Source organism: Rhodococcus sp. EPR-134 (genome assembly GCF_001647205.1).
Taxonomy (GTDB): Bacteria; Actinomycetota; Actinomycetes; order Mycobacteriales; family Mycobacteriaceae; genus Rhodococcus_F; species Rhodococcus_F qingshengii.
Genome location: NZ_LVCT01000641.1, coordinates 1 through 9,071, shown reverse-complemented (window position 1 = coordinate 9,071; position 9,071 = coordinate 1). Strand labels below are relative to the sequence as shown.

The window sequence follows — 9,071 nt, the reverse complement described above, 5'->3', positions numbered from 1 at the left end:
TACGGCGAATACTCCGAGATGAATGCCCACTCCTCCGGGACATCGGGGTCACCGTATTCGGCCATCCAGGACGCGCCGGCCAGCAGGAGATGGAATCGACGCATGTCCAGCAGCGGGACCTGGCAGACGATGGCGCCGAAGAGTTCGGGGTACTTGGTCAGCATGATGCCCATCAGCAGGCCGCCGTTGCTTCCGCCCTGAGCTGCCAGAAGATCCGGGGTCGTGATTCCGCGTTCGACGAGGTCTCTCGCGACGGCAGCAAAGTCTTCGTGCACCTTGTGGCGCCCAGCCTTGAGAACCTGTGTGTGCCAACCGGGTCCGTACTCGCCGCCACCACGAATGTTCGCAACCACATAGGTTCCGCCCTGCGTCAACCAGGCACGGCCCAGAGAACCGCTGTACGACGGTGTCAGCGAGATCTCGAATCCGCCGTACCCGTAGAGCAGGGTAGGGCCGGGCTCGCTACGCGGACTGCGCACCACGAAGTACGGAACCTGGGTGCCGTCGGCAGAGGTGGCGAAGAACTGCTCCGTGGTGATGCCCTCGGCGTCGAAGAACGCGGGAGCCTGCTTGAGGGCAGTGGGTTCGGTTTCGCCGATCACGCCGTGCAAAAGAGTTGCAGGGGAGGTGTATCCACTCGAATTGACGAAGTACTCGTTGCTGACATCAGGGTCGGTGTCGAGAATTTCGATACTGGTCAGTTCTGGAAGCCCTTCGAAAGGTCGATCCTCCCAGCCGTTTTCGCCCGGCGTCAGGATTCGCAGCGTCGTGCGCACGTCGGTCAGGACCACCAGAATCAGATGATCGCGTGTCCAGGTGTAGTGCTCGAGCGAGGAATGTGCGTCGGGTTCGAAGATCGATGTCAGTGCTCGTGAGCCGGCAAGGAAATCGTCGTAACGGATGGCAAGCAGTGCGCCGGTCGGATATTCGGTGTCCTCGACGGCCCACACGGACTTGGTGCGGATCAACAACCACTCGTGGTGAATCGAGATCCCGGCGTCCTCGGGGACGTCCACGAGCACCAGTTCACCGTCGGGGCGAACTTCGAAATGCTGAGAGTTGTAGAAATCGACCGAGCGAGTGACGAAGTCCCGTTCGAACCCGGGCGTCGGATCGTGCGAAGCCGAGATGGCCACGTCCGTGGCCTGGCCCTCGTAGACGGTCTCGGCGCTGGAGAGGGGAGTGCCGCGCTTCCACCGCTGGGCCAGACGGGGATATCCGGAATCGGTGAGCGACCCCGGTCCGATATCCGTTCCGACGTAGACGGTATCGATGTCGATCCAGTCGATGTCGGTCTTGGCCTCGGGAAGGTAGAAGCCGGGATTCTCGCCCTCGGGAGCGAGGAACTCGCGCTTGTCGATGTCGAACTCGCGAACGACCGCCGCGTCTGCCCCGCCGCGGGAGAGGCTGATCAATGCACGGTTGCGGTGTGGCCGTAGAAGTTGCGTGCCCTTCCAGACCCAGTTCTCGCCCTCGGCCTCGGCCAGGGCGTCGAGGTCGACCAGGACGTCCCATTCCGGGTCGTCGGTGACGTACTGATCGAACGTCGTGCGTCGCCACAATCCGCGAACGTGGGTGCTGTCGCGCCAGAAGTTGTAGAGGAACTCACCTCGACGGCGGACGTAGGGGATTCGCGCGTCGGTATCGAGGATCTCGCGCACGTCGCTCTGTAGTCGATCGAAGCGCTCGTTGTCGGTGAGCTGCTCCTCGGTCACGGCATTGTGCTGACGGACCCAATCGAGTGCAGACTCACCGGTCACGTCTTCGAGCCAGAGGTAGGGGTCGTCGCCGGTGGTGGGCTGCTGATCGGAAGTCATACGTCCATTCTTACTGCTCGCTCCCGACAGCACTCGACCCCGCTCCCGAAACACTGGAGCGGGGTCGAGTGAGAACGAATCGGGTCAGACGCCCAGGGAGTGAGCGAGCATCGGCCAGGAGTTGTGGAGATCGTCCTGCCAGTAGCCCCACGAGTGGGTGCCGGTCGGCTTGAAGTCGAAGGTGGCCGGGATCTTCAGATCGCTCAGGCGGTAGGCGAGGTTGTGGGTGCAGTAGTTGACCGCTGCCTCGATGACGCCGCCGACGATCGCCTGGTTGGCGAGCGCACCGACCTGACCGTTGATCGCGGGATTGGCGAGAGTGTCGTGTGGGCCGGGGAGTCCGGAGCCGGTGGAGACGTAGAGTTCGGTGCCGCGGAGCTTCTCGGCGTTGAGGACCGGATCGTTGTCCTTCCAGCCCTGACCGTCGAGCGGGCCCCACATGTTGGTGATGTCAGCTCCGCCGCGGGTACCTGTGACAAGTTCGATCGCACTCTGACCGACGGGGGTGCTGGTCTCAGCGCATCCGCTGTACGCCCCGACGCCCTTGTAGAGGCCGGGAGCCGCGATGGCGAGGTTGAGGACCGAGGTCGCGGTCATGGAGATCGCGGAGATCGACTGGACCTTGTTGGTGTTGAACTCGGCGTCGATGACGGGCGGGAGTTCTTTGGTGAGGAACGTCTGCCACTTCTGGCGACCGAGAACCGGATCGTCGTTCACCCAGTCGGTGTAATAGCTGAACGCGCCTTCGAGTGGAGTGACGACGTTGACGTTCTTGTCCTGGAAGAAGTTCATGACGTCGGTCTTGCGTTGCCAGGTCGCCGAGTCTTCGCCGCCGCCTGCACCGTTGAGCAGGTAGAGCGTCGGGCGGGGTTCGCTGCCATCTGCGGGGAGGATGACCTCGAGCGGGATGTTGCGATCCATCGCCGGGGAGAAGACCGAGATGGTGACCTTGCGGTCGCCGGTCTTGGTGTTGCTCACGACGTGCGATCCGGACGTGTCACCGCCCGCAGAAGCTGTCGCCGGACTGATCAGCATCGGCAGCACCGTGGCCACTGCGAGAGCTGCGATCACACTGCCACGCTTGAAAATTCGAGCACGCATACGTTCGGATCCTCCACCTGAATGTCTTCGGATCCGGAACGGATCGAAGTGCCTGTGAGCCCTTACTGGAACAGGTTCACTTTTTGTTATGTGTCAGTAAAGCAGAGCGGGCGCAGAAAGTGACGCGATTCGATTGCCTGACAATTGAATTGGCCCCGGAATTAACCCCCAAATTAACCCCCGAATCGGCCCAGACAAGCACTCGACCCCGCTCCCGGAAGTGCAGGGAGCGGGGTCGAGTCGGAACGATTTCGGTCAGATGCCCATCGAACGAGCGAGCATCGGCCAGGAGTTGTGGAGATCGTCTTCCCAGTAGCCCCACGAGTGGGTGCCGGTCGGCTTGAAGTCGAAGGTGGCCGGGATCTTGAGATCGTTGAGGCGGTAGGCGAGGTTGTGGGTGCAGTAGTTGACTGCTGCCTCGATGACGCCGCCGACGATCACCTGGTTGGCGAGTGTGCCGACCTGTCCGTTGATCGCCTCGTTGTTCAGGGTGTCGTGCGGGCCGGGGAGTCCGGAGCCGGTGGAGATGAAGAGCTCGGTGCCGCGGAGCTTCTCGGCGTTGACGACGGGGTCGTTGTCGATCCAGCCCTGGCCGTCGAGGGGGCCCCACATGTTGGTCACGTCAGCGTCGCCGCGCATGCCCACAACCAGTTCGATGGAGGACTGGCCGACCGGTGTGCTGGTCTCGGCGCATCCGCTGTATGCACCGACGCCCTTGTAGAGGCCCGGAGCTGCGATGGCGAGGTTGAGGACCGAGGTCGCGGTCATCGAGATCGCGGAGATCGACTGGACGCCGTTGGTGTTGAACTCGGCGTCGATGACGGGCGGGAGTTCCTGGGTCAGGAACGTCTGCCACTTCTGACGGCCGAGGGACGGGTCGTCGTTCACCCAGTCGGTGTAGTAGCTGAATGCACCTTCGAGCGGGGTGACGACGTTGACGTTCTTGTCAGCGAAGAACTCGTTGACGTCGGTCTGGCGCTGCCACGTCGCCCGGTCTTCGCCGCCGCCTGCACCGTTGAGCAGGTAGAGGGTCGGGCGGGGTTCGCTGCCGTCTGCCGGGAGGATGACCTCGAGCGGAATATCGCGTTCCATGGAAGGGGAGTACACCTTGATGGTGGCGATGCGCCCGTTGTCCGTGCGGCTCGAGAGCTTGGAACCCGTTGTGTTTGCCTTGGCAACAGTTGCCGTGGTGGTCGACGGATCTCCGCCTGCGGACGACACTGCAGGGCTGATCAGCATCGGCAGCACGGATACTGCGGCTACAGCGGCGACCAGACGGCCACGCTTGAAAGTGCGAGCACGCATACGTTCAGAAACCTCCACCTAAAATTCCTTCGAATCCGCCCAGGAGTGAACGGTCCTTTGTTGCTGTTCCCGTACGGGAATTCATGCTGGGTACATGCTCTGTCGATAGGTACAGGGCGTGTGAGTCTTGTAAGTTCTACCGCATCGGTGCGTTATCCGCCAGTGAACCAGAGATTTGCTGAACGTACGACCAGTTTCAGGTGAATTTCCCTGATCATCGACGGGATTAGTGAGTGAACCGGACATATCCACTATGGGAACAACATTGTTGCCTACCTCTGCAGTCGAACGCGTCTGTCGAAGATCTTCTCCGATATCAGCGCCCAGCGGGGAGTTACGTTTCGGTGAACGTCGGTTACTCGCCGCAGACTCGCGCGGACTCGACGGCAATCGCCAAGAGTTTCGCGTGGCAGGCGCGGGTCGAGTTCCCGGAGATCACCCCTGTCTTCAGCGTCGACGGCGTCGTGGAGATTCAGGACTCCGGCGGAATCGCCCTGGCCTTCGACCTGGAAGACTCGAATCCGCTGGAGGGAGACCTGGCCAACGTCTCGTACTTCTGCGACCTCGGAGTCCGCTCGATGTTGCCGACGTATAACTACATGAACGCTGCCGGCTGTGGCTGCTTGGACCTGGCGGACACGGGGTTGAGTGGATACGGCCGTGACCTGGTTGCCGAGATGAATCGCGTCGGAATGACGGTCGACGGCTCACATTGTTCGGTACAGACGGGGTTGGACATCTCAGCTATCACCCAGCGAGCAATGATCTACAGCCACTCGAATCTCCGAAGGTTGTGGGAGCATCCGCGCAACATCACCGACGATCAGGCCAGGGCGTGTGCGGAGACTGGCGGCGTCATCGGGATCAACGGCGTCGGCATATTCCTCGGCGTCAACGGACCGGATGACGACCAGGCTCGGCTGTCCGCGATGGCCGACCACATCGAAGAGGCTGTGGGACTCGTCGGCATCGATCATGTCGGGATCGGCTCCGACTTCTCCTTCGACGCCGACGACTTCCGCGAAGAGATCGAGCAGAACCCGTCGTCGTTCTCCGAGGCGTACACCGCGTGGGGGCCACTGCAGTGGACTCCTCCGGAGGAGGTGCTGACACTTGATCAGGTATTGCGTGAGCGGGGCTTCGACGAGCCGTCGATCGAGGCCGTGTACGGCGGAAATTTCGCCCGAGTTGCCCGAGAAGTGTGGGCTACCGACGGGTAATACGACCATCTGGGGACAGCGAAACGATGCAGGACTACCCTGGTGAATCGTGACCTCACACTATGACGTCGTTGTCCTCGGAGCCGGCCCCGGTGGGTACGTCGCTGCTATCCGCGCGGCACAACTGGGCCTGAGCACCGCCATCATCGAGCAGAAGTACTGGGGCGGTGTATGCCTGAATGTCGGCTGCATTCCGTCCAAGGCGCTTCTCCGTAACGCCGAACTCGCGCACATCTTCACGAAAGAAGCGAAGACGTTCGGCATGTCCGGAGACGTGTCCTTCGATTTCGGCTCCGCTTTCGATCGCAGCCGCAAGGTCGCGGACGGGCGAGTCAAGGGCATTCACTTCTTGATGAAGAAGAACAAGATCCCGGAGTACGACGGCAAGGGCACGTTCGTCGACGCCAACACCATCAGCGTGGAGTTGAGCAAGGGTGGCACCGAGACGATCACGTTCGACAACGCGATCATCGCGACCGGTTCGTACACCAAGCTGCTGCCCGGCACCTCGCTGAGCGAGAACGTCGTGACCTACGAAGAGCAGATCCTCACCCGTGACCTTCCGGGTTCGATCCTGATCGTCGGTGCCGGCGCGATCGGCATGGAGTTCGGTTACGTCCTCAAGAACTACGGCGTCGACGTCACGATCGTCGAGTTCCTCGATCGGGCATTGCCCAACGAGGACGCCGACGTCTCGAAGGAAATCGCCAAGCAGTACAAGAAGCTCGGCGTCACCATCAAGACCGGTGCCGCTGTGCAGTCCATCAGCGACGACGGCAGCAAGGTCACCGTCTCGATCAAGGACAACAAGTCCGGCGAGATCGAGACCGTGGTCGTCGACAAGGTTCTGCAGTCCGTCGGCTTCGCACCGCGCGTGGAGGGCTTCGGTCTCGAGAACACCGGTGTCGCGTTGACCGATCGCGGCGCCATCGCGATCGACGACTACATGCGCACCAACGTCCCGCACATCTTCGCCATCGGTGACGTCACCGCCAAACTGCAGCTCGCGCACGTCGCAGAAGCTCAGGCTGTCGTTGCTGCCGAGACCATCGGCGGCGCGGAGACGCAGACACTCGGTGACTACCGGATGATGCCGCGTGCGACGTTCTGCCAGCCGCAGGTCGCCTCGTTCGGTTTGACCGAGGAGCAGGCCAAGGCCGAGGGCTACGACGTCAAGGTCGCGAATTTCCCGTTCGCTGCCAACGGCAAGGCACACGGTCTCGGTGACCCGACCGGTTTCGTCAAGCTGATCGCCGACAAGAAGTACGGCGAACTGCTCGGCGGGCACCTCATCGGACCGGACGTTTCGGAACTGCTGCCCGAGCTGACCTTGGCCCAGAAGTGGGACCTCACGGTCAACGAGTTGGCACGCAACGTCCACACCCACCCCACGCTCAGTGAGGCACTGCAGGAAGCGATCCACGGCCTCGCCGGCCACATGATCAACTTCTGACGGCAGGGCCTTCGGCCCCGTGCGCCTTTTCGGTAGTTCGCACTACCGGAAAGGCACACGGGGTTTTTCGTCTTTTGTGTCGAGTTGTGTTGCGAAACCGCCATCTGAGGCCTTCGAGTCGGGGTGTAGGCGCGCAACGCATTAGCGTCCCGAGTCGAACATCCGGCTTTCGAAGGACCACTCATGAAAACTCGTTCCGTACTGCTCGCGGCTTGCGTCGCGCTGACGCTCTCCGCCTGTGGAACCTCAGGTGACTCCGGATCGGACACCGAAGCTTCGGGTGCCGCCGAGGCGGGGGCGTTCCCCGTGACCGTCGACCACGCCTACGGTTCGACGACGATCGACGCGGAGCCTATGCGCATCGTGACCATCGGATGGAGTGGCCAGGATGCGGTGATCGCACTGAACAAGGTTCCGGTCGCCATGGAGAGCTTCTCCGGCGCCGGCATCGAGAACAACATCCTGCCCTGGGACGCTTCGCGTCTGAACGGTGCCAAGCCTGTTCTCATGACGACCAATCCCGATATCCCGTTCGAGCAGATCCTCGGGCTCGATCCCGACGTGATCCTCGCCGTCTACTCCGGCATCGACGAGGGCGAGTACAAGCGTCTCAGTGACATCGCGCCGACCGTCGCGTTCCCCGACCAGCCGTGGGATACGGCGTGGGACAAGCAGATGAGCATGATCGGTGCAGCGCTCGGACAGCCGGAGCAGGCCCAGACGCTGATCGACGAGACCGGGGCGTACTTCGAGAAGCAGGCCGCTGATCACCCACAGTTCCAGGGCAAAACCGCAACGTATGCAATGCGCACCGACGAGGGCCTGATCGTCGTCTGCGGCACCGACCCGCGGATCCGTCTTCTCGGCCAGCTCGGGGTGAAGACCTCGCCCGGTGTCGACGCAGTGTGCACTTCCGGCGACAGTTCGGTGTCCGTGGGCATGGAATCCATCGACACACTCGACGCCGACGTCTTCATTCTCGTCGACGCCGACGGCACCAACCTGGACAAGCTCATGTCCTTCGGTCCGTTCGCGAACATGACCTCGGTGTCGAACGGCCGTCTGGTTCGTCTGGTCGGAATGGACTACGCGATGGCTACGTCCGCTCCGACGGTGCTGAGCGTTCCCTACGCATTCGACGAGTTCATCGCTCAGCTTTCGGACAAGTTGAGCTGATTCCGAGCGTCGTACGACGCTTGTGACGCAACGATTTTCGGCACCTGCGATTCGAGTAGTTCGATCAGGGCCGTGATCTTTGCGGCGACGTCGGCGCCGAGTTCGGTCAAGCTGTATTCCACTTTGGGCGGGATGGTTTCGAGTACCTCACGGTGCACGAGGCCATCCCGCTCGAGTGTTTGCAGGGTCTGCGAGAGCATGCGCTCGCTGACTCCGTCGACGCGTCGGCGCAGGGCACTGAACCGGTACGGACCCTCGTTCAGTGCTGCCAGTGCGAGTGCGCCCCAGCGTCCGGTTGCATTCTGCAATGCCGCCCGAGAGTTGCACCCGCGAGCGAAGACGTCAGCCTCGAGGGTTGGGTCCACGACGTCGGCATTCGGATCAGGAGTCTGGGCAGCACGTGAAGGTGAGTCGGTGCTGGTCATGAACCCAGGCTACTACTGCACGATCCCATAGCGCTAACCTGACGTGTTGCACTTACGAAAAATAAGTGCATGATGGTTGCGGAACGCATTTACGCTTCAACCTGGATCGGGAGTTCGCATGAGCATTGCAGTCACCGGCGCAACCGGAAACCTCGGACAACTGGTAGTCGAGTCGTTGATCGAGCGGGGAACCGCCGCGTCCGACATCGTCGCAGTGGTCCGAAATCCACAGAAGGCGGAAAGCCTCGCCGCCCGCGGAGTAGTTGTACGCCAAGCGGACTACGCCGATACCTCGGCGTTGGAAACCGCATTGGCGGGCGTCGACAAGCTGGTTCTGATCTCGGGAAGTGAAGTGGGGTCACGGCTCGCGCAACACACCAACATCATCGACGCGGCGAAGGCTGCCGGCGTCGGATTCATCGTCTACACGAGCATCTTGAATGCTCAGGACACGCCGATGAAGCTTGCTGCCGAGCACAAGGCGACCGAGGACGTGCTCACTCGGAGCGGTATTCCGTTCGCGCTGTTGCGCAACGGTTGGTACTGGGAGAACTTCACCAACGACCTTGCCGGT

At 61.9% G+C, this 9,071-nt stretch carries 8 protein-coding genes; 4 read left to right on the top strand and 4 right to left on the bottom strand.

Features of this window, described 5'->3' with window-relative positions:
* From A2J01_RS28120 to A2J01_RS28110, 3 genes are all read right to left on the bottom strand, one after another.
* A partial coding sequence (locus A2J01_RS28120) for a prolyl oligopeptidase family serine peptidase (RefSeq protein WP_064114044.1) occupies window positions 1-1,817 on the bottom strand: 1,817 nt, incomplete at its 3' end.
* A gap of 84 nt (window positions 1,818-1,901) precedes the next feature.
* Window positions 1,902-2,918, bottom strand: a complete 1,017-nt coding sequence (locus A2J01_RS28115; RefSeq protein WP_003941485.1) for an alpha/beta hydrolase — start codon at window positions 2,916-2,918, stop codon at window positions 1,902-1,904.
* Window positions 2,919-3,173: 255 nt separating this feature from the next.
* Window positions 3,174-4,223, bottom strand: coding sequence for an alpha/beta hydrolase (locus A2J01_RS28110; RefSeq protein ID WP_007733735.1), 1,050 nt, complete (start codon window positions 4,221-4,223; stop codon window positions 3,174-3,176).
* A gap of 233 nt (window positions 4,224-4,456) precedes the next feature.
* Between A2J01_RS28110 and A2J01_RS28105 the strand changes: the two genes are divergently transcribed.
* The 3 genes from A2J01_RS28105 to A2J01_RS28095 all read left to right on the top strand — a co-directional run bounded on the left by A2J01_RS28105 (window position 4,457) and on the right by A2J01_RS28095 (window position 8,072).
* Window positions 4,457-5,443 (top strand): dipeptidase, encoded by a 987-nt coding sequence (locus A2J01_RS28105; RefSeq protein ID WP_064114043.1) that lies wholly within the window; start codon window positions 4,457-4,459, stop codon window positions 5,441-5,443.
* Window positions 5,444-5,492: 49 nt separating this feature from the next.
* Window positions 5,493-6,896, top strand: a complete 1,404-nt coding sequence (lpdA, locus tag A2J01_RS28100; protein WP_003941477.1) for a dihydrolipoyl dehydrogenase — start codon at window positions 5,493-5,495, stop codon at window positions 6,894-6,896.
* Between the two features lie 183 nt (window positions 6,897-7,079).
* Window positions 7,080-8,072, top strand: coding sequence for an iron-siderophore ABC transporter substrate-binding protein (locus A2J01_RS28095; RefSeq protein ID WP_064114042.1), 993 nt, complete (start codon window positions 7,080-7,082; stop codon window positions 8,070-8,072).
* Here the strand turns inward: A2J01_RS28095 and A2J01_RS28090 are convergent.
* Window positions 8,048-8,497: a winged helix-turn-helix transcriptional regulator gene (locus tag A2J01_RS28090; protein WP_007735410.1), complete on the bottom strand. Its 450-nt coding sequence runs from the start codon at window positions 8,495-8,497 to the stop codon at window positions 8,048-8,050. The genes A2J01_RS28095 and A2J01_RS28090 overlap by 25 nt on opposite strands.
* Window positions 8,498-8,615: 118 nt before the next feature.
* On the opposite strand from A2J01_RS28090, the gene A2J01_RS28085 reads away from it, so the two are divergent.
* Window positions 8,616-9,071: NAD(P)H-binding protein (locus tag A2J01_RS28085; protein ID WP_156519431.1), on the top strand; the 456-nt coding region annotated here is incomplete at its 3' end.